This window comes from Hymenobacter cheonanensis (genome assembly GCF_030581075.1).
Lineage (GTDB): Bacteria > Bacteroidota > Bacteroidia > Cytophagales > Hymenobacteraceae > Hymenobacter.
Map to the genome: position 1 here is coordinate 192,780 of NZ_JAUQSW010000008.1, position 25,954 is coordinate 218,733.

The 25,954-nt window shown below is 62.7% G+C and carries 20 protein-coding genes; 10 read left to right on the top strand and 10 right to left on the bottom strand.

Going from position 1 to position 25,954, the window contains the following annotated elements; genetic code table 11:
* Positions 1-205: 205 nt before the first annotated feature.
* Positions 206-2,053 (bottom strand): glycoside hydrolase family 2 protein, encoded by a 1,848-nt coding sequence (locus Q5H89_RS16010; protein ID WP_305020348.1) that lies wholly within the window; start codon positions 2,051-2,053, stop codon positions 206-208.
* A 183-nt stretch (positions 2,054-2,236) separates the two neighbouring features.
* Here Q5H89_RS16010 and Q5H89_RS16015 point away from each other — a divergent pair, with 183 nt between their 5' ends.
* The 3 genes from Q5H89_RS16015 to Q5H89_RS16025 all read left to right on the top strand — a co-directional run bounded on the left by Q5H89_RS16015 (position 2,237) and on the right by Q5H89_RS16025 (position 5,717).
* On the top strand, positions 2,237-3,406 hold the full coding sequence (locus tag Q5H89_RS16015) for an NAD(P)/FAD-dependent oxidoreductase (RefSeq protein ID WP_305020349.1): 1,170 nt from the start codon (positions 2,237-2,239) through the stop codon (positions 3,404-3,406).
* 222 nt (positions 3,407-3,628) lie between these two features.
* Positions 3,629-5,089, top strand: coding sequence for a M20/M25/M40 family metallo-hydrolase (locus Q5H89_RS16020; RefSeq protein WP_305020350.1), 1,461 nt, complete (start codon positions 3,629-3,631; stop codon positions 5,087-5,089).
* A 124-nt stretch (positions 5,090-5,213) separates the two neighbouring features.
* Entirely contained in the window at positions 5,214-5,717 is a 504-nt protein-coding gene (locus tag Q5H89_RS16025) for an ankyrin repeat domain-containing protein (protein ID WP_305020351.1), read from the top strand.
* A gap of 80 nt (positions 5,718-5,797) precedes the next feature.
* On the opposite strand, the gene Q5H89_RS16030 is transcribed toward Q5H89_RS16025, so the two are convergent.
* A complete protein-coding gene (locus Q5H89_RS16030; RefSeq protein WP_305020352.1) occupies positions 5,798-6,847 on the bottom strand; it encodes a hypothetical protein in 1,050 nt (349 codons plus the stop codon).
* A 90-nt stretch (positions 6,848-6,937) separates the two neighbouring features.
* Positions 6,938-7,726, bottom strand: a complete 789-nt coding sequence (locus Q5H89_RS16035) for an SDR family NAD(P)-dependent oxidoreductase (RefSeq protein WP_305020353.1) — start codon at positions 7,724-7,726, stop codon at positions 6,938-6,940.
* 56 nt (positions 7,727-7,782) lie between these two features.
* On the opposite strand from Q5H89_RS16035, the gene Q5H89_RS16040 reads away from it, so the two are divergent.
* The gene (locus tag Q5H89_RS16040) at positions 7,783-9,063 is read left to right on the top strand and encodes a mechanosensitive ion channel family protein (protein WP_305020354.1); all 1,281 of its coding nucleotides are present in this window, start codon (positions 7,783-7,785) and stop codon (positions 9,061-9,063) included.
* Here Q5H89_RS16040 and Q5H89_RS16045 read toward each other — a convergent pair.
* From Q5H89_RS16045 to Q5H89_RS16070, 6 genes are all read right to left on the bottom strand, one after another.
* The gene (locus Q5H89_RS16045; RefSeq protein WP_305020355.1) at positions 9,060-9,422 is read right to left on the bottom strand and encodes a DUF1304 domain-containing protein; all 363 of its coding nucleotides are present in this window, start codon (positions 9,420-9,422) and stop codon (positions 9,060-9,062) included. The genes Q5H89_RS16040 and Q5H89_RS16045 overlap by 4 nt on opposite strands.
* 79 nt (positions 9,423-9,501) lie before the next feature.
* Positions 9,502-10,899 (bottom strand): Fic family protein, encoded by a 1,398-nt coding sequence (locus Q5H89_RS16050; protein WP_305020356.1) that lies wholly within the window; start codon positions 10,897-10,899, stop codon positions 9,502-9,504.
* Positions 10,900-10,963: 64 nt separating this feature from the next.
* Positions 10,964-11,569, bottom strand: a complete 606-nt coding sequence (locus Q5H89_RS16055; RefSeq protein ID WP_305020357.1) for a hypothetical protein — start codon at positions 11,567-11,569, stop codon at positions 10,964-10,966.
* A 177-nt stretch (positions 11,570-11,746) separates the two neighbouring features.
* The gene (locus Q5H89_RS16060) at positions 11,747-12,136 is read right to left on the bottom strand and encodes a spore germination protein GerW family protein (protein ID WP_305020358.1); all 390 of its coding nucleotides are present in this window, start codon (positions 12,134-12,136) and stop codon (positions 11,747-11,749) included.
* 26 nt (positions 12,137-12,162) lie between these two features.
* Positions 12,163-14,271 carry a methylmalonyl-CoA mutase gene (scpA, locus tag Q5H89_RS16065; RefSeq protein ID WP_305020359.1) on the bottom strand — a complete coding sequence of 703 codons (2,109 nt, stop codon included), beginning with the start codon at positions 14,269-14,271 and terminating at the stop codon, positions 12,163-12,165.
* A 127-nt stretch (positions 14,272-14,398) separates the two neighbouring features.
* Positions 14,399-16,204 carry a methylmalonyl-CoA mutase family protein gene (locus tag Q5H89_RS16070; protein WP_305020360.1) on the bottom strand — a complete coding sequence of 602 codons (1,806 nt, stop codon included), beginning with the start codon at positions 16,202-16,204 and terminating at the stop codon, positions 14,399-14,401.
* Positions 16,205-16,353: 149 nt separating this feature from the next.
* On the opposite strand from Q5H89_RS16070, the gene Q5H89_RS16075 reads away from it, so the two are divergent.
* The 4 genes from Q5H89_RS16075 (at position 16,354) to dnaA (ending at position 21,294) form a co-directional block, all read left to right on the top strand.
* Complete coding sequence (locus Q5H89_RS16075) at positions 16,354-17,634, top strand: outer membrane beta-barrel protein (protein ID WP_305020361.1); 1,281 nt, start codon at positions 16,354-16,356, stop codon at positions 17,632-17,634.
* Positions 17,635-17,756: 122 nt separating this feature from the next.
* Positions 17,757-18,527, top strand: a complete 771-nt coding sequence (locus tag Q5H89_RS16080) for a 5'-nucleotidase C-terminal domain-containing protein (RefSeq protein WP_305020362.1) — start codon at positions 17,757-17,759, stop codon at positions 18,525-18,527.
* A gap of 155 nt (positions 18,528-18,682) precedes the next feature.
* Positions 18,683-19,609 carry a bifunctional metallophosphatase/5'-nucleotidase gene (locus Q5H89_RS16085; protein WP_305020363.1) on the top strand — a complete coding sequence of 309 codons (927 nt, stop codon included), beginning with the start codon at positions 18,683-18,685 and terminating at the stop codon, positions 19,607-19,609.
* A gap of 155 nt (positions 19,610-19,764) precedes the next feature.
* Positions 19,765-21,294, top strand: a complete 1,530-nt coding sequence (dnaA, locus tag Q5H89_RS16090; RefSeq protein WP_305020364.1) for a chromosomal replication initiator protein DnaA — start codon at positions 19,765-19,767, stop codon at positions 21,292-21,294.
* A gap of 158 nt (positions 21,295-21,452) precedes the next feature.
* Here the strand turns inward: dnaA and Q5H89_RS16095 are convergent, their stop codons facing one another.
* A complete protein-coding gene (locus tag Q5H89_RS16095) occupies positions 21,453-22,682 on the bottom strand; it encodes an HD domain-containing protein (protein WP_305020365.1) in 1,230 nt (409 codons plus the stop codon).
* Between the two features lie 225 nt (positions 22,683-22,907).
* On the opposite strand from Q5H89_RS16095, the gene porX reads away from it, so the two are divergent.
* Positions 22,908-24,476, top strand: coding sequence for a T9SS response regulator signal transducer PorX (porX, locus tag Q5H89_RS16100; protein ID WP_305020366.1), 1,569 nt, complete (start codon positions 22,908-22,910; stop codon positions 24,474-24,476).
* A 171-nt stretch (positions 24,477-24,647) separates the two neighbouring features.
* A complete protein-coding gene (locus tag Q5H89_RS16105) occupies positions 24,648-25,883 on the top strand; it encodes a putative sensor domain DACNV-containing protein (RefSeq protein WP_305020367.1) in 1,236 nt (411 codons plus the stop codon).
* Positions 25,884-25,954 lie beyond the last annotated feature (71 nt).

Consider the following 25,954-nt stretch of genomic DNA (forward strand, 5'->3'; position numbering starts at 1 on the left):
TAGCATTAGTGTAATAAGATGGCAAATAGTCTAACCCCTCCTGGCGCGAGCCAGAATGACGGCACGCTGGCTTAACGCCCCATAAAATGGGATGAGCAAACTCGCATTCGCGAAATAAAAGGCAAAGTCAAAAACCTTGAGCGCAATAAAAGAGCCTCGGCAACCCGCCGAGGCTCTTTTGCTTGAATGCTAGGCTTTCGGATGGCTAACCCAGCTGCCCCGGTTCCGAGTGCAGCAACCCGGCTGGCACCTCCAGCTCGCCCGAGTGGAAGCCGATGAGGCCGTTGCGCTCGTCCTCGATGTTGGTGGCCTGGGTGTACACGTCGCCCGCAATGGGCCTGGCGCGCAGCTCGCGCTTGAAATCGCGGATGCTGTTGGTGCGGGCCTCGGCATCGGCGGGGCCGCCGTAGTCGGAGAAGCCGAAGCCGCCCCACTCGCTCACCAGCAGCGGGCGCTGGCCGCGGTAGAAGTACGGGTCGCCTACCACGAGCGGGAAGGCAGCCGTACCCTCCAGCTCGCCGTGGATGAGGCGGTCGAGCAGCTCGCGCCAGCGGCCCAGGTCGGGGGTATAGAGGTGGGCCGTGAGCAGGTCGCTCTTCAATTGGCCCTGGTAGCTGATGTGGTGCCAGCCATCGTTATCAATCACCAGAAACTGCGGGTGCGCCAGCTGCATGAAGTTGTACATCTGCACGATGTAGCGCTGGGTGGCTGGGTTGGTGGCAATGTCTTGGGCGCCCCAGTCCTCGTTGTAGAGGCTCCAGATGACAATGCTCGGGTGCGTTTCCATGAGGCTGAGCATGCGCAGCAGCTCGGCGCGGTGGTTTTCGCGGCTGCGGGGCGTGCTGCTGTGGGGGCTAGGCACCTCTACCCATAAAAGCAGCCCTAGCTCATCAGCCAGGTTGTAGATGCGGGGGTCGATGCCGGCGATGTGCACCCGCACGAGGTTGCAGCCCAGCGCCTTCATGGCGTGCATGTGGCGCTGCATCTCGGCGTAGGTGGCGGTGCCGGGCTGGTAAAGAATCCCGTCGAGGTAAATGGGCTCGTTGTTGAGGTACACCTTGCGGCCGCGGGCCTCAATCTTGCGCAGGCCAAAGCGCGCCTCAATCTGGGCCGAGTAGCCGGTATTGTCGATGAGCTGGGCCACGAGACGGTAGCGGTGCGGGTTTTCGGGGCACCAGACTTCGGCGCCGGGTACTTCCAGCGAAAAGCGCTGCTCGTGCTGGCCGGCGGCCAGGCGCATCCCAAAATCGGAGGTGGCCAGGGGCGCGGCGCCCGGCGCGGCGTCGGGCTCAAACACTTGCAGGCGCACGGTGTAGTCGCCCGCGTCGTGAATGCGCAGCGTGAGGTTGAAGCGCACCAACTGGTCCTCAATGGTACTTACTACACCCACCCGCGAGCGCAGGCGGTTGCGCTCCACGGCCTCCAGCCACACCGAGCGCACGGCGCCCGAGTGGGTTTGGTACCAGATGCCGCCGCGCTTGTACACGTGCGATTCCTGCTTGCCGCGGGTGGTTTCGGCATCCATCGTGTCGGCAATGCGCACGGTGAGGCGGTTCATGAGGTGCAGGTCGGCCTCGGGCAGCTCGTAGGTGAAGGAGGTGTACTCGCCGTAGTGCACGTCTTCGCCCTCAATGGTGCGCAGCAGCTTGCCGTTGAGCCACACCCGGGTTTCGTAGCCGCAGGCCCCGAAGGTGAGCTGAATAAGCGAGCGGCCATTGCCGCTGCCCGCCACCTCGGGCAAGGGAAACTCGCGCTCGTACCAGGCCACTACCTTATCCTGCCAGCCGGCCGAGGCCTCGGTGGCGTGGGCCTGCACAATGTGCTCTTCGATAGAGCCTGGCCACTGGGCCGTGAAGCGGTAGTCGTGGCCCTCAAACCACTCCTCGATGAGGCCCGCATCGTCGGGGTCGATGGCGAAGCGCCAGGTGCCATCGAGCAAAAAGTGCGTGCCCGAGCGTAGCACCGCGCGCGGCAGGGAGTTGTCGGCTTCTTCGGTAGCGTGCGTTTCGGGCGTAGCCGAAAGGCCATAATTGGCATGCGTGAGGTCGTCCATAGGAATTAAGCTAACGGCAGAATACAAGAAACAGATACGAGCCTAGGCAAGGTACTTGCCAAAAATTGGCGCTGGCTCCGGTGCCTATCAGCATCTGGCCTAGCCCGGCTGATTGGGGTAATCCTATTGGGGCCAGAAATGTGCCGGGCGGGCCAAAAGCCGACGGCCTTTTACCTTTACCACGTGTCTGATTCTGCCGCTGTTTTACCTGCCTACGACGTGGCCATCGTGGGCGCCGGCCCCGCGGGCACGGCCTGCGCGCTGGCCCTGCGCGGCAGCGGCCTGCGGGTAGCGCTGCTCGACAAGGCCACTTTTCCGCGCGATAAGGTGTGCGGCGATGCCGTGCCGGGCCACGCCCTTAAAGCGTTGCGCCAACTCGACCCCGCCTACACCGATGCCCTCTGGCAGCTGCAGCCGCGCGACGATGTGCGCCGCAGCCGGCTGGTAGCCCCCAGCGGCGGCAGCTTTTATATGCACTGGAAGCTGCCTACCTTCAACAGCCCGCGCCTCAGTTTCGACGCCGCCCTGCTAGCCCTCGTGCGCCAGCACACGGCCACCGAAGTGCTCGAAAGCGCGGCACTGAAAACGATAGCCATAACTGCCGACTGCGCCCACCTGCACTTGGCCGATGGCCGGGAAATCAGGGCTGGCCTCGTCGTTGGCTGCGACGGGGCCAACTCGGTGGTGGGCCGCCGGCTGCTGCCCGAGGCCCGCCTGGCCCGCGCCCACCACAGCGCCGGCGTGCGCGCCTACTTCGAAAACGTGGCCGGTGCGGAGAGCGGCACCACCGAGTTTTTCTTCAGCCGCAACCACCTGGCGGGCTACCTGTGGCTGTTTCCGGTGGGAGCGGGGCGCTACAACGTTGGCCTGGGTATGCTCTCCGAATTGGTAGCCAAGCATAAAATCGACCTCAAAAAGCTGCTGCTCGAACAGCTGGCCACGCACCCCGGGCTAGCCAGCCGCTTCCGCGAGGCGCAGCAGATAGGGCCCATCCGGGGCTTTGGGCTGCCCATGGGCGGCGGGCGGCAGCGCCCGGCCAGCGGCGCCCGCTTTTTGCTGTGCGGCGACGCGGCCTCGCTCATCGACCCTTTGCAGGGCCACGGCATCGACCTGGCCATTCGCAGCGGCATCATGGCCGCCGCGCAGGTGCGCGAATGCGTTGCAAAGCAGGATTTCAGCGCCGCGTTTATGGCGAAGTACGATGCCGAGCTGCAGCGCCGGCTAGGGCCGCAGCTGGCGCACAGCTACCGCTTGCAGCGCCTGCTCGGCACCCGGCCCTGGCTCATGAACCTGGGTACGCGGCTGGCGCAGTTGCCCGGCCTGGGCCGCTGGGCGCAGCGGCTGGTGGGGTAAAGGTGACTATATGGAGCGCAGTATCTCGCTGGATAACGCCCAACGCGTGGACCTCACCCCCTAGCCCCCTCTCCCTAAGGAGAGGGGGAACTAGCTCTAGTTTAGTGTCTAGAACCTAAGACTAAAAGCTAGCTTCCCCTCTCTCCAAGGGGCGGGGGCTAGGGGGTGAGGTTAGCGTCAAAAGGGCAAACTTGCTTAAATTTTATAATTAAAAACAAGCCTATGCGTCGCTTTCTACTCGGCCTGCTTTTGATACTTATCGGCTTGGCTGCCGTGCTGCTCGCCAATACCCTGCGCCTGCCCAACCACCAGCTCGGGGCGGTGCCTGCCGCCCCGGCCGTGGCTGTGGTGCCCGATTCGGCGCTGGCCCACCTGGCCGGGGCGCTGCGCATTCCTACCGTGTCGCGCACCCGGTATGCCGAAACCGACACGCTGCCCTTCGACCAGTTTCAGGCCTACTTGCAACGCACGTTTCCGCTCGTGCACCAACGTCTCAGGCTGCAGAAAGTCAACCGCTACGGCCTGCTCTACGAGTGGCCTGGCACCAACGCGGCCCTGAAGCCACTGCTGCTGCTGGCCCACCAGGATGTAGTGCCCGTGCTGCCCGGTACCGATAGCCAGTGGGTGCGCCCGCCCTTTGCCGGGCAGCAGGCCGGCGGCTACCTCTACGGCCGCGGTGCCCTCGATGACAAGCTCAACGTGCTGGGCCAGCTCGAAGCCGTGGAGGCGTTGCTGCGCGCCGGTTTCCGGCCCCGGCGCACGGTGCTGCTCGCCTTCGGCCACGACGAAGAAACCCAGGGCCGGCGCGGCGCGGCGGCCCTGGCGGCCTTGCTGCAAACCCAGCACCCGCAGCTGGAAATGGTGCTCGATGAGGGGGGCCTCGTGAAGGCCGATGGCGTGGCGGGCCTAACCCAGCCCGTGGCCCTGGTGGGCGTGAGCGAGAAGGGCTACCTCACCCTGGAGCTGTCGGCCACCGGGCCGGGCGGGCACTCCTCCATGCCGCCGGCCCTCACGAGCGTGGGCCGGGTGGCCGCCGCCGTGGCTAAGCTCGAAGCCCAGCCGTTTCCGGCGCGGCTCGATGGGGGCGTGAGCGGCCTGCTAGCCTACCTGGCGCCGGCCGTGCCCTTCGGCAAGCGGCTGGTGTTTGCCAATCAGTGGGTGTTTGGGCCGTTGATTAAGAAAACGCTGGCCGCCACACCCTCCGGCAACGCGGCGCTGCGCACCACCACGGCGCCTACCATTATGCGGGGTGGCGATAAGGATAATGTGCTGCCCGACCGAGCCACGGCCACCGTCAATTTCCGGCTGCTGCCCGGCGACTCGGTGGCGGCCGTGCTGCGCCGGGTGCGGGAAATTATCGACGACCCCCAAATTCAACTACGGACAGTGGGTGAGGGGCGCGATGCCACGCCCGTGTCGGGCACCGATAATGCGGCCTTTGCCACGCTGCACCGCACCATCCGGAGCGTGTTTCCGCGGGCGCTGGTGGCGCCCTACGTGGTGGTGGGCGCCACCGATGCCCGCGCCTACGCTAGCCTCTGCCCGCAGGCCACCTACCGCTTCATACCGGTGCTCATGAACCAGGTGGCCATCGAAAGCCTGCACGGCACCAACGAGCGCCTGCGCGCCGGCGCTTACCCGGATGTTATTCGCTTCTACGCCGCACTCATTAAGAATATGTAGGGTAAGCTTTAGCTTGCCGGGCGCCAGGTAGCCTCATGCGAGCGCCCGGCAACTAAAGCTTACCCTACACGCAAACATCCCTGGTCCCCGGTTTGTCGTAGCAGTTCCGAAGCCCAACCTACTTATGTCCCCTTCCTCTGCCCGACTGAACGACCTGCTCTACGACGCCGCCCGACGCGGCGATGTGGCCCAACTAAAAGAGCTGCTTCAAAACCCGCAGGTCTACCTCAACGCTCAGAATGGCAAGGGCTACACCGCCCTCATTCTGGCAACCTACGACAACCACCTCGACGCCGCCCGCGTGCTGCTCGACGCCGGCGCCAACCCCAACCTGCAAGATGCCAGCGGCAACTCGGCCCTGATGGGCGTTAGCTTCAAGGGCTACGCCGACATTGCGCGCCTGCTCATCGAGCGCCACGCCAGCCTCGATTTGCGCAACGGCAACGGCGGCACGGCCCTCATGTTTGCCACGCTGTTTGGGCGTAATGAAATCGTGAAAATCCTGCTCGACGCCGGCGCCGACGCCTCCATCCACGACTACCGCGGTATGTCGGCCCTGCACCTGGCCGGCCAGCAGGGCAACGAAGTAGCCTGGAAGCTGCTCGGCGGCCCCGAGCAGGAAGACTAACCGAGCGGCGACCTGCTGCCCGGGTCAAAGCCCGCCGGTTTTTGGTCAGCGGGCTTTGGCACCGGCGCGTTTTATGCGCGCTACTGGCTGCTGGCGCCGGTTTGCTTCACTAGCTCCTTCAGCAGCTTGTCTTGCACCGTGCCGGCCAGGGTTTCGTCTTTTTGGCGAAAAGTGGCGTAGCTGACAGCCTGACCATTGGCCACATCTACTACCTGATACGCCTGCTTGACCCCCGTAGTGAGGCTGGCGGCGCTGCTCACGGCCACGTAGTGCAGGTAGAGGTAGCGCGGGTCGGCGGCGGCCACGGCCGTTTCGATAGCGGCCCGGTCCGTCACGAGTACCGGAAAGGGGTAGGCCGCCGCAATAGCTGCCTCCGTTAGCTTGGGGGCTAGCTGCGCGCGGTCGAGCAGCAGGGTTTTGCTGCGCAGTACCGCCGCGCCTTGGCTGATGCGCGCCTCGGCAGCGCGCGCAATCTCCTCCTCATCCTTGCCCTCGGCGCATTGCTGCACGTAGGCTTGCAGCTGCTGCACCGTGGTGATGAGGTCGCTGGGGTGGTAGGTCTGAAACCAGTAGTCGTTGGGGTAGCAATACAGGCTTTGGTGAGCCGCCTCGCGCATACCCGGCGGGAGGCCCGGGGTGCCGGAAAGCCGGTTCATGCCCATTGGCCCCACCGAGCCGGCCGGCTTAAGGGCATTCCGCAGGCTGGCGCCTTTGGCTTCCATCGTTTCCCTTTCCAGCTTGCCCATGTGGTAGAGCTTCAGCGACTCGGGGGCGAGGTTGAGCACCACGTGAGCCTGCTGCTTGTCGGCCACCAGGCCTGCCAGCGCCTCTTCTTTGATAATGGTAATGCTCGGCGACAAGCGCCAGAACGTGGCCGCCGCCGCCCAGGCGGCTTGCGCGGCGGCCGCGTTTTGGTTGTAGGCCTGCCGCTGGGCCGGCGTGCGCAGGCCTAGCATGGGGGGGGCGTTGGCCGGCAACGCCTCGGGCAGCACCACCAGCAGCGGCTGATTGAGCAGCAGCTTAAACTCCTTAACGGCCATGTAGGAGCCGACAACGGGTTGGCTAAGCTTCTGGGCCAGCGCCGGCCCGCCTGCCAGCAGCAAGCCAAGTAAGTAGAGCGTTTTTTTCATGCAGTAAGAAAGAAATAACTAGGTGCCCGCAAGCTAAAGCACGCTAGTCATTCTTTCCCGGCCGGCCTCTTGGAGCAAGCTTGGTTTGCCCTAAATCTGGCGCAGCAGGCCGCCGTCGGCGCGCACCGAGGCGCCGGTGGTGGCGGCCGCTAGGGGGCTCACCAGGTAGGCAGCCGTGTTGGCAATCTCCTCCACCGCAATGAAGCGCTGGAGCAGGGACGAGGGCCGCGCATCGCGGAAAAACTCGTGCTCGGCCTCCGCGCGGGTTTTGCCCTCGCCGGCCAGCTTCTTCAAAAATTCTTCCACGCCCTCCGAGGCCGTGGGGCCGGGCAGCAGCGAATTCACCGTTACCTGGGTGCCTTTGGTGAGTTCGGCCAGGCCACGCGCCACGGCCAGCTGAGCGGTTTTGGTCATGCCGTAGTGTATCATCTCGCTCGGCGTCTGGATAGCCGACTCGCTCGAAATGAACAGGATGCGGCCCCAGCCCTGCTGTAGCAAGAGCGGGAAATACTGCCGCGCCAGCCGCACGCCGCTCAGCACGTTCACCTCAAAAAAGCGCAGCCACTCGGCGTCGGTAATCTCGACAAACGGCTTGGGCTCGAAAATGCCGATGTTGTTGATGAGAATATCGACCGTGGGCACCTGCTTCAATAAGCTTTCGACCTGGCTAGCCTGCTCAAAATCGACGGCCACGCCGCTGACCTGCGCGCCCGGCGTGCGGGCCAGAATGGCTTGCCTGGCCTCGGCAAGGCGCGCTTCGGTGCGCCCGGTGAGGATAACGGCCGCGCCCTCGGCCGCCAGGCGCTGGGCAATGGCTAGCCCGATGCCGCCCGTAGAACCCGTGATGAGCGCCGTTTTATGAGTGAGTTGGAGGTCCATGAGTAGAGAAATTGGAAAAGTACTTCGGCCCTAAACCCACTAGGGGCTGGTTTTGATTGAAATGCGCCTCAGAAGTAGGTTGGGCTGGCGCCGATGCGGAGGGCCGCTGGCGCGAGGCGCTGCCCGGCGCCAGCAACCAACAAGCTTCCCCGCTAGCCCGCTACCAACCTTTCGACCGGGCTGCGGGTACACGCCAGGGCCGGGCCGACTACCCCGGCCGGCTGCTTATGAAAGAATACGTGCTTAGCTTTTTCGACCAGTTGCCTGGTGGCCTTATTGCCCTGCTTGTGATGGGCGGCAGCCTGGTGGGCGGGTTTCTGCTTAAAGTGGGGCTGTTTTGGGCGTTGCGGGCTTATGAGCGCCGCACCGGCTCGGCGCTGGCGGCCTCCGTGTGCCGGCACCTGGGGCTGGCCCTGTCGTTCTTCGTGCCGGTGCTGCTGGTGGCGGTGCTGCTGCCGCTGGCCCCGCTAGCCCCCGGCCCGCTCGAAGCAGTGCGCCGGGTGGTGGGTATTGCCTCCATCATCACCTTCGCCTGGGTGCTGATGCGGGCCATGGAGGTGCTCGAAGACCTGGTGCTGGCGCACTATCGCCTCGACCGCGACAACAACCTGGCCGTGCGTAAGCTGCTCACCCAGTTGCAGTTTGTGAAAAAAATCGGCGTCTCGCTCATCTTTTTCGTAGCCCTGGCGCTGGTGCTAATGAGCTTTGCCACGGTGCGCCGCATCGGGGCGGGCCTGCTTACCTCGGCGGGCATTGCCAGCGTTATCGTCGGCTTTGCGGCGCAGCGCTCGCTCAGCAACCTGCTGGCCGGCTTCCAGATAGCCTTCACCCAGCCCATCCGCATCGACGACGTGCTGGTGGTGGAAGGGGAGTGGGGCCGGGTCGAAGAAATCACCTTCACCAACGTCATTATGAAGCTCTGGGACGAGCGCCGGCTGGTGCTGCCGCTCGATTACTTCATCGAAAAGCCGTTCCAGAACTGGACGCGCACCTCGTCGCAGCTGCTGGGCACGGTCTTTTTCTACGCCGACTACACCCTGCCCGTCGAGGAAGTGCGCGCCGAGCTGGCCCGCATCGCCGCCGCCAGCCCCCGCTGGGACGGCCGCGTGGCCCTGCTCCACGTCACCGATGCCCAGGAGCGCACCATCCAGCTGCGCGCCCTGGTCAGCGCCGCCGATGCCTCCATCGCCTTCGAGCTGCGCTGCGAGGTACGAGAAAAGCTGGTGGCCTTTCTCCAGGCCCGGTACCCCGAGTGCCTACCCAAAACCCGCGCCGTGGTCGATGGCCCCGAGCCGCTGGTGCCCGCCCCGGCGGCCGGCTCGGGGCTCCTTGGCTAGGCTAGCCACAGCGCCGCCAGGGCCAGCAGCGCCGGCAGCGTTTGCACCAGCAAGATGCGCCGGCCCGCCGTGGCTGCCCCGTAGAGCCCCGCCACCGCCACGCACCCCAGAAAAAACGTGCCCACGCTGCGGTGCCACGCGGGGGCAGCAATGAGCAGCGCCCACCCCAGCCCCGCCACCAGAAAGCCGTTGTATAAGCCTTGGTTGCCGGCCAGCGTCTTGGTCGCCGGAAACAGCTCGGCCGGCAGCGACTTGAACACCTTCGGCCCCCGCGTGGTCCAGGCAAACATCTCCAGCCACACGATATAGGCGTGAATAAGGGCCACCAGGCCGATAAGCAGCTGGCTGAATAAGTGCATGATAAGTAGCGGAAGGGTTAGTTGCTCAAAGGAAAGGTGCAGGCCGCAAAAAGGCCCACCGGATAGGGCGGGCCTGGGGTTATGCGGGTGGCGTATCGGCCTCGGCTAGCTTGGCGGCGATGAAGTCGTAGACTTTATTGGCTAGTTGATAATTGATTTCGTGAATTTGGGCATAATTATAATTGTTTCTATAAGGTAACTCAAACAGTTCTAAGGTCTGCTTCCGGTCTTTTTGACTAGGAGTGTATAGGCGGCTTTGGATTTTGAATGATGCTTTGCCGAACGTAAAATCAAAGCTTAGACTTAAATCAAAATCATTAAATTTTTGCCTGAAAGCTTTCCATTTAATAGTTAATTCAAAATCATTAAAAAAGCTTCTATCATTAATGAAAATGCCAGCGATGGATTCTGATAAAGACGTTAATTTAAGTAGTTCAATTTCTTCTGGAAATGGTGAGCCTTCATCGAATAAAGAAATAGAAAAAGATTTTTCTAAAAAAGCAAAATCAAACTTTGATACCTGCTCTAATAAATTGTCAAGCCAAGGTTTGAGAAAGCTATTGTAAAGCTTTATCTTAGTCTGAATATTCCAGCCAAATTCTGGACTATCCTCCCGGTCAAGAGTTTTTTTCAACAGTGCCAACTTCTTATCTAAGTCATCTGGCTCGTCAATAGATTCTCCCTTCGCCGCCCGAATCATCAGCCGCAGCGAGGCTTCCACGTTTTCGATGATGAAGCGCAGAAACGGTTCCGGCTCGCCCGCATCGGCTTCGGAGAGGGCGGCGAGGTAGCGGTTGCGGGTGGTTTCGTCGGCTTTGATAACGGTGATGGGGTAGCCGTGCCGCATCAGAATCAGGTTCATCAGCAGGCGCGACATGCGGCCGTTGCCATCATCAAACGGATGGATACTGACGAAGCGATGGTGAAACTCCGCCGCTAGGGCTACGGGGTGCAGCGTAGGTGCTTCGACCTCCTCGCGATACCAGATAAGAAGGTCGTTCATGCGCGCCGGGGTTTCCTCGGGGCTGGCGAAGTAGAAGGTTTCGCCGGTGGCCGTGCGCACGTTGTTGCTGCTCGTTTTGTACTGGCCGGGCACTATGCGTTGGCGCGTGGGCTGGCCAGTAGCCGTGTAGGCCGGCTTGTAGTGCTCGTCGCCGAGCAGCACCTGATGCATTTCGCGGATGAACTGCTCGGTGAGGGGCCGGTCGTCGTGCACAATCTCTTCGAGCCCGCGCACAGCCTCGTCGTGGCCCTTGATGTCGAGGTGGTCGCGCAGCGGCTTACCCTCCGCCGTGAGGCCGTGCAGCAGCAGCGAGCGCGTTTCGCCCAGCGTCAGCGAGTTGCCCTCAATGGCGTTGGAGTGGTAGTTCCAGTCGAGCCGAAACTTTTGCAGCACCCGCTGCTCCTGCTCGGGGGCGAGGGGGCGCAGAGCATCCAACTCCGCCTTGAGGCGGTCGAGGTCGGCGAAGAGGGGCATGGGTCTGCGGAATTTTTTAATAAAAAGACTCATTGAAAACAATGAGTCTTTCTGCTGTGAGGTATTAAAGGTTAAAAAAGTCATCAAGCCTTTTCTGCTTCTGCTGCGCGTTATACTGTCTCTGCAATACATTAGTGATAGTCGTAATTGCTTCAGGAAGTAATTGCATTCTAATTGATGCTATTCTATCATTGATAGCGTCAACCTGACGCTGCAAATCCTGACTTATTAAGTCAAGTTCTTTCTTCTTTTCCTGTCGAACTTCTAAGCTATCTAAGCCGCCATTTTGGAGTAGAATTTCTACCGTAATAGAACTATCCTTATAAGAGGTTAAATAGTTGCTATGTTTAATATAAGAAGAAAATGTCGAGGGCCCATTAATCGTCCATGTCTTACGTAGTACGTCACGTAGGTTTAAGCCCCCAACCGTACCGCTTCCTAGCTTAGAAAGAGGAATATTCTCATGCTGAGAAGGTCTCGTTACTCCCTCCTCTATGCTTAGTTTCGCATGAGGGAACTCAGAGTCTATTATCTGTTGTGCAATCTTTGGCGCATCATCAACTTGCTGCGAATCACTTAGAATCACTGCCTGAGCTTTTTCCACAGCTCTCTTAATTCGTTCAGCAATATTATTTTCAAAACTTTGGGGTTTGTTTGAAGAATTATGCATAAAAGTCGTTTTGTTAAAAAATGCTCGATGTGTAAGTCAGAGTTGCGGAATATAAGTTGAAAAGCGGTTTTGTTCTTTCAAAGTACCAAGTGTATCTCTAGTTATCGGGGTGCCTATAGCTCAGGCGTAGAGAAAGCGATGGTTCAATCAAATAGCCAGAATCAAAAATTAGGTAAACTACTTCCCGCGCCGGTCACCCAGCAACTTGGGTACACTCCTTAATAGCAGCCAGGCAATAGCGCCGCTCACCGCCACCAGCGGCAGGGCCGAGGGCTGAATGGACCGGAAGCGGCTGCGGCCCTCGCGCAGCTCGATGTAGCCCACGGGCGTGAGCAGCACACCGGCCCCGGCGCCCAGGCCGCCGCCGGTAGATTTGCCTTCCTTCGTGCCGCTACCCCCGCCACCGCCGAAGCCGTAGCTGGCCTTAGCCACCGGAATGACCGTGATGCCGTCGCGCTCGACGGGCGTGCCATACACGGCCTGGGCCGTGGCGGAGGTGGTGAGTTGCTGGCTCAGGCGTTCGAGCAGAGCAGCGGCCGGGGGGGCGGGGGCAGCAGGATTTTCCATGAGGGACAAAGAAAAATAGCGGGTGATTAAAGCTTGCCTAGAATTTCCAGCGCGGCCTTGGCTATCACGGTGCCTGGGCCGTAGATGCCGGCCACGCCCGCGTCGTAGAGCTGCTGGTAGTCCTGGGGCGGAATGACGCCGCCGGCGATGACGAGAATGTCGGGGCGACCTTCTTGGGCTAGCTCATGGATGAGCTGGGGCAGCAGCGTGTTGTGGCCGGCGGCCAGGCTGCTCACGCCCACCACGTGCACGTCGTTATCCACGGCCTGGCGGGCTACCTCGGCGGGGGTTTGAAAGAGGGGCGCCAAATCCACGTCGAAGCCCACGTCGGCAAAGGAAGTGGCGATGATTTTGGCACCGCGGTCGTGGCCATCTTGGCCCATTTTGGCCACGAGCATGCGGGGGCGACGGCCCTCGCGGGCGGCGAAATCCTCGGCCGCGCGGCGGGCCTGGGCAAAGTCGGCGTTGTCGCTCATGCCCTGCTGGTAGATGCCCTGCACGGTACGGCTGGTGGCCTGGTGGCGGCCCCAGGCCGCTTCGAGCGCATCGGAAATTTCGCCAAGGGTAGCGCGGGCGCGGGCGGCGGTCACGGCTAGGGCCAGCAGGTTTTGGGAAGTGTCGGTAGCGGCGGCGGTGAGGGCGGCCAGGGCCGCCTGCACCGCCTCATTGTCGCGCTCGGCGCGGATTTTCTGCAGCCGGGCTACCTGGCTTTCGCGCACCGCGTCGTTGTCGATTTGCAGCACGTCGAGCGGGGCCTCGCCCTCGGGGGCCAGGTATTTATTGACGCCCACAATCACCTCCTGGCCGGTGTCGATGCGCGACTGCTTGCGGGCGGCGGCTTCTTCGATGCGCAGCTTGGGCAGGCCGGTTTCGATGGCCGCGGCCATGCCGCCGAGGGCCTCCACTTCTTCCATCAGGGCCCAGGCCTGGTTGGCGAGGTCGGCGGTGAGGCTTTCCACGTAGTACGAGCCGCCCCAGGGGTCTACTACTTTGGTGATGTCGGTTTCGTACTGCAAATACAACTGGGTGTTGCGGGCAATGCGGGCCGAGAAGTCGGTGGGCAGGGCTAGGGCCTCATCGAGGGCATTGGTGTGCAGGCTCTGGGTGCCGCCGAGGGCCGCGGCCAGGGCTTCCACGGTGGTGCGGGCCACGTTGTTGAAGGGGTCCTGGGCGGTGAGCGAGTAGCCTGAAGTCTGGCAGTGCGTGCGCAGGGCCAGGCTTTTCTCGCTCTTGGGCTCGAATTGCTTGATGAGCTTGGCCCACAGCAGGCGGCCAGCGCGCAGCTTGGCAATTTCCAGGAAGTGGTTCATGCCGATGCCCCAGAAGAAGGAGAGGCGCGGGGCAAAGTCGTCAATCTTGAGGCCCGCCGCCAGCCCGGCGCGCACGTACTGCAAGCCATCGGCCAGGGTGTAGGCCAGCTCCAGCTCGGCAGTGGCGCCGGCCTCGTGCATGTGGTAGCCCGAGATGCTGATGCTGTTGAACTTGGGCATATGCTCGGCCGTGTAGGCGAAGATGTCGGCGATGAGCCGCATGCTCGGCGCGGGCGGGTAGATGTAGGTGTTGCGCACCATAAACTCCTTCAGAATGTCGTTCTGAATCGTGCCCGTCAGCTTCTCGGGTGGCACACCCTGCTCCTCGGCCGCCACGATGAAGAAGGCTAGCACCGGCAGCACGGCCCCGTTCATGGTCATGCTAACTGACATTTCGCCCAGCGGAATCTGGTCGAACAGGATTTTCATGTCCTCCACCGAGTCGATGGCCACGCCGGCCTTGCCCACGTCGCCCACCACGCGGGGGTGGTCCGAGTCGTAGCCCCGGTGCGTAGCCAGGTCGAAGGCCACGCTCAGGCCCTTCTGCCCGCCGGCCAGGTTGCGCCGGTAAAAGGCGTTCGACTCCTCGGCCGTGGAAAAGCCCGCGTACTGGCGCACGGTCCAGGGCGAGCGCACGTACATGCTGGCATAAGGGCCTCGTAGATAAGGGGCTATGCCCGCACCAAAGCCCAGGTGCGGCAGGTGCGCCACCTCGGCAGCCGTGTACACGGCCGGCCCGGCGCTGGGGTAATCGGTGGGCTTGGGCGCGGGCCGGAGGCTAGCGGCGTCGTAGGCAATAGTGGAAAAGTCGGGGCGGGAATTCATAGAAATTACTAACGTATCCGGTTGTCATTGCGAGGAGGAACGACGAAGCAATCGCATCAAAACGAGGATTCAACGAGCCGTTCGGGTGCGATTGCTTCGTCGTTCCTCCTCGCAATGACAGGCGTTTTTACCGCCCTTGCAGCCTGGCCAATACCTCTTCCGTGCGGTGGCCTTCCACCACAAATTCTTTGAAGCCGAACACCCGCACGGCCTCCAGCAGCGTAGCCAGGTCGGAGGTGATGAGTGCGGGCACGTCGAAGACGTGGCCGGCGGGCACCTGCTGCACCACCCGCGCCAGGTGGTCGAACTGCTCGGGGCGGGCGTACATGAGGGTGGCTTCCTCGGGCTTGGAAAACAGTATCGAGTACGACTCGGGGGCAATGTCGGACGCGGGCGGCGCGGCCGCGCGCTCGCTAGGGTGCAGCAGGTGCCAGAAGGCATCGGCGATGTCCTCGTTTACGCGGGCGCCGCCCAGCAGCACGAGGGTGGCCTGCTTGTCCTGGTTGGCGCGGCGCTCGAAGTGCAGGGCCGTGGCCAAGCGCAGCACCTCGCTGGGGTAGGTGGCGCGGGTGGTGTCGAAGTCGCGCGAGCGCAGCAGCTGCTTGGGCTGGAAATCGAACTTCTCGTTCGGGTTCTGGAAGCGGTTGGTGCCCACCACCACATCCTGCCCGGTGGCAATGCGCTTGAATTTTTCGAGGCCGGCCTGGCTCACGGCTTCCAGGGCGCGGGCGCGGGCGTGCAGCATGCCGCCCTGGGCCTCAAGGGCCTGAAACTCGGTCCAGGCGGCGCGGGCCAGCTCGTCGGTCAGGGTTTCGAGAAAGTAGGAGCCGGCGGCCGGGTCGGCCACCCAGTCGAGGTGGGCCTCGTCTTTGAGGATAACGGGCAGGTTGCGGGCCAGCCGGGCGCTAAACTCGTTGGGCGCCTGGTAGAGGCAGTCGAAAGCCGCCACCTGAATGGAGTCGGCCCCGCCGAGCACGGCGCTCATGGCCTCGGTGGTATGGCGCAGCAGGTTGGTGTGCGGGTCGAGGGTGGTCTGCGTCCAGGTCGAAGTAGTGGCATGAATGGGCAGCGCGGCCGCGCCCGCCGCCGGCAGCCCGTGGGCGTGTAGCAGCGTGGCCCACAGCCGGCGCGCCGCCCGCAGCCGGGCCATTTCGGGGAAGTAGCTGGGCCCGATGGCAAAATCGAGGTGGATGGCCCGCGCCACGTCGGCCGGGGTAAGGCCGCTGGCCTCGTCGGGCAGCTCGGCCAGCATGGCAGCGGCGGTGCTCAGGCTGAAGGCCAGCTGCTGCGTGAGCGTTGCGCCCCGGTTGCCGAAATACGTCCCGTTCACGGCTAGGGTCGAAAACTCGGGCCAGTCGCGCGCCAGCGCCAGGCAGCGCCGCAGCATGGTGCGGAAGGGCAGCAGCTCGGCCCCCTCGGGCACAGCCGTGGGCGCAAACCGCAGAAACCCTTGCAGCGGCTGGCCATTGCCGGCCGTGCGCAGGCGCTCCAGTAGTGCGTCAGGGCTGTGCAGCACGGTGTAGCCCACCCAGGTGGTAGCCAGGGGCAGGCGCTCGGCCAGCTCGGCCACGGCAAAGGCTACGGGGTCGGTATGAAATAAAAAGTGCAGGCCCTCGGCCCCGCGGGCCAGCGCATCGGCGCCCTGCTCTATCTGGAGGCGGCCGTCGGTGCCGGCCGGCACCGTTAGGGCCACTACGTTGCGGCAGGAAGTGGGGCGCGGCGGCAGCGGGGCGGGCGCGCCGCCCAGGGTGGCCAGGGCCTCGCGGTGGTAAAAAGGCTCGGCCACCAGGCCATCGGGCAGCGTCCAGCGCAGGCTGGCGGGGTCGGCGCCCTTGGCTTCGCGGGCTAGCTGGGCCTGCCACTGGGCGGTAGTGACGGGCGCAAACTCGGGAAAAGAAACGGGTGGGGTAGGTGGCAGGGAAGAGTCAGTCATAAGCAAGTGGGCCGCGGGCAGCGCGGCGGTGGCGCCCGCCCGCAGGCCCCGCAAGATACCATGCACCCTAGCATACGCGGCTGCTTGCCGGCGGGCGGAGGGCACGCTATCTTTGTCGGATTTGCTTTATAGGAGCATTGAATTTTTATATGAAAAACAACTACTTTATCGGGAGCGCGCTGCTAGCCCTGGCTGCTATTACTACCACTGCCTACGCGCAAGCCAGCTACCAGCCCGGCTACGTGGTAACGCTGGCCGGCGATACGGTGCGCGGCCAGGTGCAGGAGGTAAGCGCCCGGCGCAACAGCGTGTTGTGCCGCTTTCGCCCCGCCGCCACCGGCCCCATTACCGATTATGCCCCCGCCAGCCTGCGGGCCTACGGCATCGTGCACGGCGCCACCTACCGGGCGCGGGCCGTGCCGCCGGCCGACCCGGCTGCGGGGGCCAGCGCCCCGCAGCAGCTGTTTCTGGAAGTGCTGGTGCCCGGCCCGGCGCAGCTCTACAGCAGCCGCGACCAGCCCGGCCACACGCGCTACTTTGTGGCCGTGGGCGCCCCCGGCGCCCGCCTGCGGGAGCTAGCGGAGCGGCGCGAAAAAACCTTCGGCAACGGGCCGGATACCTACGAAACTCGCTCGCTCTACCGCGATACGCTGGCTGCCGCCCTGCGCGCCTGCCCCGCCGTGCAGGTGCAGCTGCCGCAGCTGTCTTTTCAGCAGGCGGCCCTGGCGCGGGTCATCACGCAGTACAATGCCTGCGTGGGCGGGCCGGCGGCCGTGGCGGCCCCACCCCCCGCCCGGCGGCCGGGCGCGGTGCTGAGCGTGCTGGCCGGCTACCAGGCTGGCACTATGAAGCTGAGCGGCGGCGATTCCTTTTTTCAGCTGGCGCCGCCGCTGCACCAGGCCAGCCCCGTGGCCGGGCTGGGCCTCACCCTGGCGCTGCCCCACACGCGGCGCACCATGAGCGTGCGGCTGGAAGCTACATATGCCCACGAGGTGTACGATGGCGAGTACGCGGGTATTCCGAACACGGCGGCCCTGCCCACCCAGCGCGTTAATAACTACCACTTCGACCTGCAGTATATACACGTGCCCATTATGCTGCGCTACACCCTCATGCGCAGCCCGCGCCTGCGGCCCTTTATAGAGGCCGGCGGGGTATATCACCGGCTCTGGCAGACAAAATCGACCTTTAGCGTGCAAACCGGAACCGGAGCGCTCGTTAGCCTCCCGTACTTCGCCGAAGGCGATGTGCAGTACAACCAGTTTGGCCTGCAAGCCGGGGCCGGGCTGAGCGTGCCCGTTATCGGCGAGCGGCGCCTGGCGCTCCTGGCCCGGGTGGCTACCTCCAATGGCCTGAGCAACTACACGGGAGTGGCGTCGCCGATTACCTATTTCTCCGTGCTGCTGGGCCTGGATGTAAGCAAGCCCTGACCCAGCCTGCGGGCCGGGCCGGGGCTGGGGCTCGCTTCCGGAAAACCAAGCTCCGCTAGCCAACTTTGCGGCAAATTGTCCGTCCTTTGCGGGCTCTTTCCGTCTTCTACTATCGATTGCCGATGCACTTCGTTGAAACGCGCCGCCGGGCAGTGCTAGTTGCGCTGGCCCTAGGCAGCCTCGCCACCGCCTGCCAGCGCGGTCCGCTGCAAGCCACCGCCCACCTGCCGGCCACCACCAGCCAGCCCGTGGGCAGCGCCATTGTGCCCGATGCCGGCGCGGCCGACTACATCCGGCCCTTCCACGAGCAGGTCGAGAAGCAGATGCAGCAGGTCATTGGCCAGGCCCCGGTGGCGCTGGGCAAAAATCCCGGCGAGAACCCCATCGTCAACTTCGTGGCCGACTTGCAGCGCACCGCCGCCAGCCAGTATTTCAAGGGCGAAACCATTGAGCTAGGGGTGATGACCAACGGCGGCATGCGCAACGCGCTGCCCGCCGGCCCCATCACCATTGGCAATGCCTTCGAGCTTATGCCGTTCGAGAATGAGCTGGTGGTGCTGGAGGCCCCCGGCCCGGTGGTGCAGCAGCTGTTCGACTACTCGGCGCCCATCGGCATGGCCGTGTCGGGCGCCACCTACGCCGTGGGCCCCGATAAAAAGCCGCAGCAGATTCTCATCGGCGGCCAGCCTTTCGACCCCGCCAAAACCTACCGCATCGCGCTCTCCGACTACCTGGCCGGCGGCGGCGACCACATGGAGTTTCTCAAGGCCGCCAAGCTGCGCCACACCGGGCTGCTGCTGCGCACCGTTATCATCGACCACATCAAGGCGCTCACTGCCGCCGGCCAGCCGGTTACGGCTAGGGTCGAGGGCCGGGTGCGGCCAGGTAACTGATAGCGCCAATACTCGTCATGCAGAGCGTAGCGAAGCATCACGCGTGGTGTAGTAATTTCTAACGTTTGTAGACGTCAGCACGCGAGATGCTTCGCTACGCTCTGCATGACAGCCATTGGTAAGCGTAAATTCAAAGTAAAAAGCTAGTTGAACTCATGCAGCGCCGTTCCTTCCTCCAAAAATCCATCCTCGGTACCGCCGGCCTGAGCCTGCTCGGCCCCAGCCTCGTGGCCAACGCCGCCGGCAGCTCGTCGCGGCTGGTTATTCTGCACACCAACGACATGCACTCGCGCATCGAGCCCTTTCCCGACAATGCCCCGCAGTGGGCCGGGCTAGGGGGCATGGCCCGGCGCGAGGCCCTCATCGACAGCATCCGCAAGCAGGAGCCCAACGTGCTGCTGCTCGACTCGGGCGACATCTGGCAGGGCACGCCGTACTTCAACTTCTTCCTGGGCGAAATCGAGTACAAGCTCATGAGCCGCATGAAATACGACGCCAGCACCTTCGGCAACCACGATTTCGACAACGGCCTCGAAGGCTTGCAAAAACAATTGCCCAACGCCGGCTTTCCGTTTCTCATCGCCAACTACGACTTTTCGGGCACGCCAGTGGCCGGTAAATTCGCCCCGTACAAAGTTTTTGAGAAAGGCGGCGCCCGCATCGGCGTTTTTGGCCTCGGCATCGAGTTGAAGGGCCTAGTGGCCGACAAAAACTTCGGCGCCACCCAGTACCTCGACCCCGTAACGGTGGCCAAGGCCCAGGTGCAGCAGCTGCGCGAGCGCGAGCACTGCGACATGGTTATCTGCCTCTCGCACTTGGGCTACAAGTATGAGAGCGAGAAGCTTGACGACCGCAAGCTGGCCGCTCAGGTGGGCGGCATCGACCTCATTCTGGGGGGGCATACCCACACCTTTATGCCCGCGCCCGAGCCCATTACGGGGCCGGCCGGCCACGTCACGCTCATCAACCAAGTGGGCTGGTCGGGCATCAACCTGGGCCGCATCGACTATGATTTGCGACGCGGTGCCCAGCCGGTGCGCGCCACCGGCGCCCTGGTGCTGCCCGTGGGCGCTACCTGCTAGCCAGCCGATAAAAGCAAGCTTTTGGCGGCTTTTTTGTCTGCTGCTTTATGCGCAAATTTGTCCCCCCCAAGTCGGGCCGGTTACGTTACCGGCCCAACTTGGAGGGCTTTTTTTCGTTGCGGGCCCTTCGCCCAAGCTTGTTTTTTTTCACCTCCATGTCGCAGGATTTCCGCACCGTTTGGGCCAGTTGCCTGCGTGTTATCCGCGCCGAGGTGGGCGAGCAGAGTTTCCGCACGTGGTTTGAGCCCATTTCGCCGGTCGAGCTACAGGGCAAGGTCCTCACCATCCAGGTGCCCAGCGTGTACTTCTACGAGTTTCTCGAAGAGCACTACGTGGAGGAACTCAAGCGCGCCATTTACCAGGAGCTAGGCCCCGAAGGCCGCCTCGAATACAGCGTGGTAGTAGACCAGGGCAACGCCCAGGCCTCGGCCAAAACCATGCACCTGCCGCCCACCCGCAAGGCCGCCCCCAACAACGCCGCCCCGCCCGAGCGGCCCCAGTACGGCACCGCGCCCGGCGGCGTGCAGCCCCCTAGCCGGCCCACGCCGGCGGCCCGCCACCTGGTGCCCGGCGGCAACACGGCCACGGCCGCCCAGGTAGCCGCCACCACGCTGCGCAACCCCTTCGACGCGGTGAAAACGATGGACCGCAACATCGTGCCCTCGCAGCTCAATACCACGTATACCTTTGATAACTACGTGGAGGGCGACTGCAACCGGCTAGCCCGCTCGGCTGGCCTCGCGGTGGCCAACAAGCCCGGCACCACCGCCTTCAACCCGCTGATGGTGTACGGCGGCGTGGGCCTGGGCAAAACGCACCTCGTGCAGGCCATCGGCAACCACATCAAGGCCACGAACATGGAGAAGTTCGTGCTCTACGTCTCGGCCGAGAAGTTCACCAACCAGTTTATCGAAAGCCTGCAGCGCAACGCCGTGCAGGACTTCGCCAACTTCTACCTGCTCGTCGACGTGCTTATCCTCGACGACGTGCAGTTTCTGGCCAATAAGGGCAAGACCCAGGAGATGTTCTTCCACATCTTCAACCACTTGCACCAGGGCGGGCGCCAGATTGTGATGACCAGCGACCGCCCCCCGCGCGAGCTGCAAGGGCTGGAAGACCGCCTGCTCTCGCGCTTCAAATGGGGCCTCACCGCCGACGTGCAAAGCCCCGATTTCGAGACGCGCATCGCCATTATCCAGAACAAGGCGCAGCAGGACGGCATGGAAATCGCCCCGCAGGTAGTGGAGTACCTGGCCCACTCGGTGCCCACCAACGTGCGCGAGCTTGAAGGCGTGCTCACTACGCTGCTGGCCCAGAGCGTGCTCACGCGCCGCGATATCGACCTCGAAATGGCCAAAGGCGCCCTGCGCCACATTATTGAGGAGGTAGAAGCCGAGGTGAACGTGGACTTCATCCAGAAAACGGTGGCCGACTACTTCAGCGTGCCCGTGGCGCTACTGAAGGAGAAAACCCGTAAGAAAGAAATAGTTACGGCCCGGCAGGTGGCCATGTACTTCACCAAGGAGCACACCAACCATTCGCTCAAAACCATTGGCTACCACTTCGGCGGCCGCGACCACGCCACGGTTATCCACTCGGTGCAAACGGTGTCGGATTTGATAGACTCCGATAAGAAATTCAAGGAGCAAATCGCCGAGCTGCGCAAGAAATTTGTGCAGAAGTAGCACGCAGCTGTACCCGAATTTTACACAGAAACGTTATGCTGAGCTTGTCGAAGCATCTTGGTCGTACCGCTAGGGTTATTCTGACGGTGCGACCAAGATGCTTCGACAAGCTCAGCCTGACAGGTGTCTTAGCACGTTGTGTTAGTGGCAGGTAGCACTTACAAAATCTCCTTCGGGTAGCAGATGTAATACTTCTGCACTCTCTGGCTAAGGGCCCGAATATTGGGTAGGTCCGACGCCTCCACCACGTTCACGACCTTGCCGAGCTTGGTGAGGATATTGATGGTTTCGTTGCTAGCCGGGTCGTAGGCCGTGTTGCTAAGGCGGCCGGTTATCATGAGCTGGCGGGCATCGTCGGCGGGCAGGCCAAACTGCTCGGCAATCAGCTCCACGATGCCGAGCTGAAACTCCTCGTCGTAGGGCTCGGGGCTGATGACGATTTTGAAGAGCTGCCGATTGAGCAGGCTCTTAGCCAGAAAGCTCAGTACCTTGTCTTCGTGGCTGGTCCACTGCTTGATGGCGGCCCAGATGTCGATGTCGTCGAGCTGCGTGAAGTGATTGAGAATGTGCGCGTCCTGCTCAAACTCGGCTAGGGTTACGGCGCGGCCCAGGAAGTAAGTAAGGCAGCTGCTGCCCGGCACGTGCACGCCCGAGCGCGCCAGGTCGCGGGCGCGCTGCATGGTGCGAATAACCATCTGCTCGGCGCTCGTAACGGTCTTGTGCAGATACACTTGCCAGTACATGAGCCGCCGGCTCACCAGGAAGTTTTCGACCGAATACACGGCTTTTTCTTCCAGCACCAGGCGCTCATCCACCACTTGCAGCATCTTGATGAGACGGTCGGCGCCCGGCCGGCCCTCCTGCACGCCGGTATAGAACGAGTCGCGGTTGAGGTAGTCGAGCCGGTCCATATCCAATTGGGAGCTAACCAGTTGGTGGAAAAATTCGCGTCCGTAGCTGCCCTTGAACATCTCGATGGCCAGGGTCAGCTTGCCGGGAAACTGCTCGTTGAGCCGCTCCATGAGAAAGAGCGAGAGCTGCTCGTGCGGCACGTCTTGGAAAATGCTGGTTTCCAGGGCGTGCGAGAGCGGGCCGTGGCCAATGTCGTGCAGCAGAATGGCAATCTGGGCAGCCTCACCCTCAGCGGCCGATATTTTCACGCCCTTGTCCTTGAGCGTGCGCAGGGCCAGCTGCATGAGGTGCATGGCCCCTAGCGCGTGGTGAAAGCGCGTGTGCAACGCCCCGGGATACACGAAGTTAGTGAGCCCTAGCTGCTGAATGCGGCGCAGCCGCTGAAAGTAGGGGTGCTCGATGAGGTCGAACAGCAGCTCGGTGGGCACCGTGACGAACCCGTACACGGGGTCGTTGAAAATCTTCTTTTTATTCATCGCAAGCAAGGCGCGGCCCGGGGGTAGGCTAGGGGGCGTTGGCCGGGGTTTGGGGCAGGTTGGCCGACTAAGCGGCGCTTTGAAGAACCCAAACCCCGGTTTTGCGGTAAAGCTACGGACGGCCCGCCTACGCCCCGGCATACTAGGGGCGGGCCAGCCGCCGTTAAGAACGCTACCGCTTACCCATTTTCCCACCGCGCGAAGCCTGCCTTGGCGCCCCTGCTTATGCAACGATACTCCATTCTTTGGGCCGACGACGAAATTGACCTCCTCAAGCCGCATATCCTGTTTCTCAAGGAGAAAGGTTACGATGTGACGCCCGTAAACTCGGGCGCCGATGCGCTGGAAGAAGTGCAGGAAAACTCGTACGACCTAGTTTTTCTGGATGAGAATATGCCTGGCCTCACCGGCCTCGAAACGCTCACCGAAATCAAGGTGGTGCGCCCCACGGTGCCCGTGGTGATGATTACCAAGAGCGAGGAGGAGCACATTATGGAGGGCGCCATCGGCGCTAAAATTGCCGATTACCTCATCAAGCCCGTCAACCCGAACCAGATTCTGCTGTCGGTGAAAAAAGTGCTGGATAACAAGCGCTTGGTGACCGAAGCTACCAACTCGGGCTACCAGCGCGACTTCCGCCAGTTGGGTATGCAGCTCTCCGACCGCCTCTCGCCCTCGGAGTGGGTAGATGTGTACAAGAAGCTGACCTACTGGGAGTTGGAAATCAATGAAACCGAAGGCAAGAGCATGGCCGAGGTGTTCAACATGCAGAAGGACGAGGCCAACACCTACTTCGGCCGCTTCATCATTGAGAACTACGAGGATTGGGTGAACGGCCGCGATAAGGACGCGCCCATGATGTCGCACCAGTTGTTCAAGGAAAAAGTGTTTCCGCTGATGAAGCAGACCGGCGATACGCCGGTGTACTTCGTGCTCATCGACAACCTGCGCTACGACCAGTGGAAAGTGCTCGAACCTATTATTGCCGAGCTGTTTACGGTGGATAGCGAGGAGCTGTACTACAGCATTCTGCCCACCACCACGGCCTACGCCCGCAATGCCATCTTCGCGGGTATGATGCCCGGTGATATTCAAAAAAAATACCCCAACCTGTGGGTGTGGGACGAGGATGAGGAAGGCAAGAACCTGCACGAGGCCGAGTTCCTGGAAATCAACTTCCAGCGCAACAACCAAAAGGCCAAGCACAGCTACCACAAGATAACCAACTTGCAGGCCGGCAAGGACTTGCTGGGCAAGATGAGCAACCTGCACAACAACTATAAGCTCAACGTTATCGTCTATAACTTTGTGGATATGCTTTCGCACGCCCGCACCGATATGGCGATGATACGCGAGCTGGCCGCCGACGAAAGCGCCTACCGCAGCCTCACCCGCTCGTGGTTTCTGCACTCGCCGCTCTACGAGATGCTGCAAACTATTTCGGAGAAAAAGGGTAAGCTCATCATCACCACCGACCACGGCACCATCCGCGTAAAGCGCCCGTATAAGATTGTGGGCGACCGCAATACGAATACCAACCTGCGCTACAAGCACGGCCGCAACCTGGGCTTCGACGAGAGCCGCGACATTTACGTGGTGCGCAAGCCGGAGAGCATTTTTCTGCCCCGCGAAAACGTGAGTACGGCCTACGTCTTCACGCTAGGCGACTATTTCTTCGCCTACCCCAACAACTACAATTACTACGTGAACTACTACAAGGACACCTTCCAGCACGGCGGCGTGTCGTTGGAGGAGTGCATCATTCCGTACATCACGCTCACGGCGAAGGGCTAGCGCCGAAAGGCTAGTCAACAGCCAGGCGGCGGCGTGGAGCGAGTTATTCGCTTTGCGCCGCCGCTTTTGTGTATGCTGGTAGGGCACTAGCCAGGGCTGGCTAGGGTGGTCGGCCTACATTTGGTAGCAGCAAGCTACTGGCGAGCGTTACAGCGGCTAGCCCGACTTTTTATGACCGCGCATTACTATCCGCAAGACCTGGCCGAGGCCCTGCAAGCGTGCTGGCCTGCCGCCGCCGCGCCGCTGCCCGCGCCCGCCGTGCTCACCGATTTTATTTCGGTGCTCTACCAGGCCAGCCTGCTGTTTGAGGAAGGCCGGGCGGTAGAGGCCAACGTGGCCCTGGCCACCGCCGCGCAGCTCGAAGCCCGGCCGGTAGCGCTTACCGACTTCCACTTTGTGCGCTTCGGCACGCCCCGGGCCTACAACGAGCAGGAATTACGCCGCCTGAGCCCGGCCGTGCAGCCGCCCGGCAGCCTGCTGGCCGTAGAGGCTAGCGGCCAGGAGCTGCGTATTTGGGGCATGCTATTTAGTGAGCACGTGTGGGACCGGGGCGGCGATGGGCCGCGCCTGGTGCCATCGGCCGCGCCCCCGGCGCTGCTGGTGCAGGTGAGCGGGCCGGGCAGCCTGGTATTTTACTACGGCGCGCAGCGGCTGCTGACGTTGCAGCGCGGGCGCATCGAGGGGCACGGCTTTTTGCAGTTTCCGCGGGCCTGGGGCAACAACCGCTTTCTGGAAAACCACCTGCTGGCCGGCGGGCTGCTGGGCCCGGCCCCGCTGTCGCTACTGCACGAGGAATTGATGGTGCAATTCACGCTCTATATGCAGCGGCGGGCCCTGGCCGGCACCCGCGATGGCGGCCACGGCGGGCTGGTGGTGCTGGTGCCCACGGCACGGGTGCCCGAGTTGCTGGGCACTGATAAGCTGCTGCGGCCCAAGTACCCGCTGCAAGCCGCCGGCGCCGGCCCCCGCTTCCCCCTGCTGGTGCAGGCCATTGTGCGCCGGCTGCTGGCCAGGGGCGAAGCCACCTGGGAAGCCCTACAGCAGGCGCAGGATACCGAGGTGCTGGCCCTCACCGCGCGCATCGAGCGCTTTGCTGCCTACCTCGCCGGCATGACCGCCGTAGACGGGGCGCTGGTGCTGACGCAACAGGTTGAAATAGTAGGCTTTGGGGTGGAAATTCAAGCTAGCCAGCTACCCCTCGACCAGGTATACCGCGCCCTCAACGTGGAGGGCACCGAGCTACAGCCCGTGGCCGTGGACCACGGCGGCACTCGCCACCGCGCCGCCTACCGCGTGTGCCTGGCCGCCCCCGATTGCCTGGCTATCGTGGTGTCGCAGGATGGTGGCGTGCAGTTCGTGCACAACCAAGAGGGCCGGGTGGTTTTCTGGGACCAACTGTCTTTCTAAACCTAAACGCGAAGTTTTGCAAAATAACAAGCGGCTACGCCAGGGCTTTTCTACCCCTGGCGTAGCCGCTT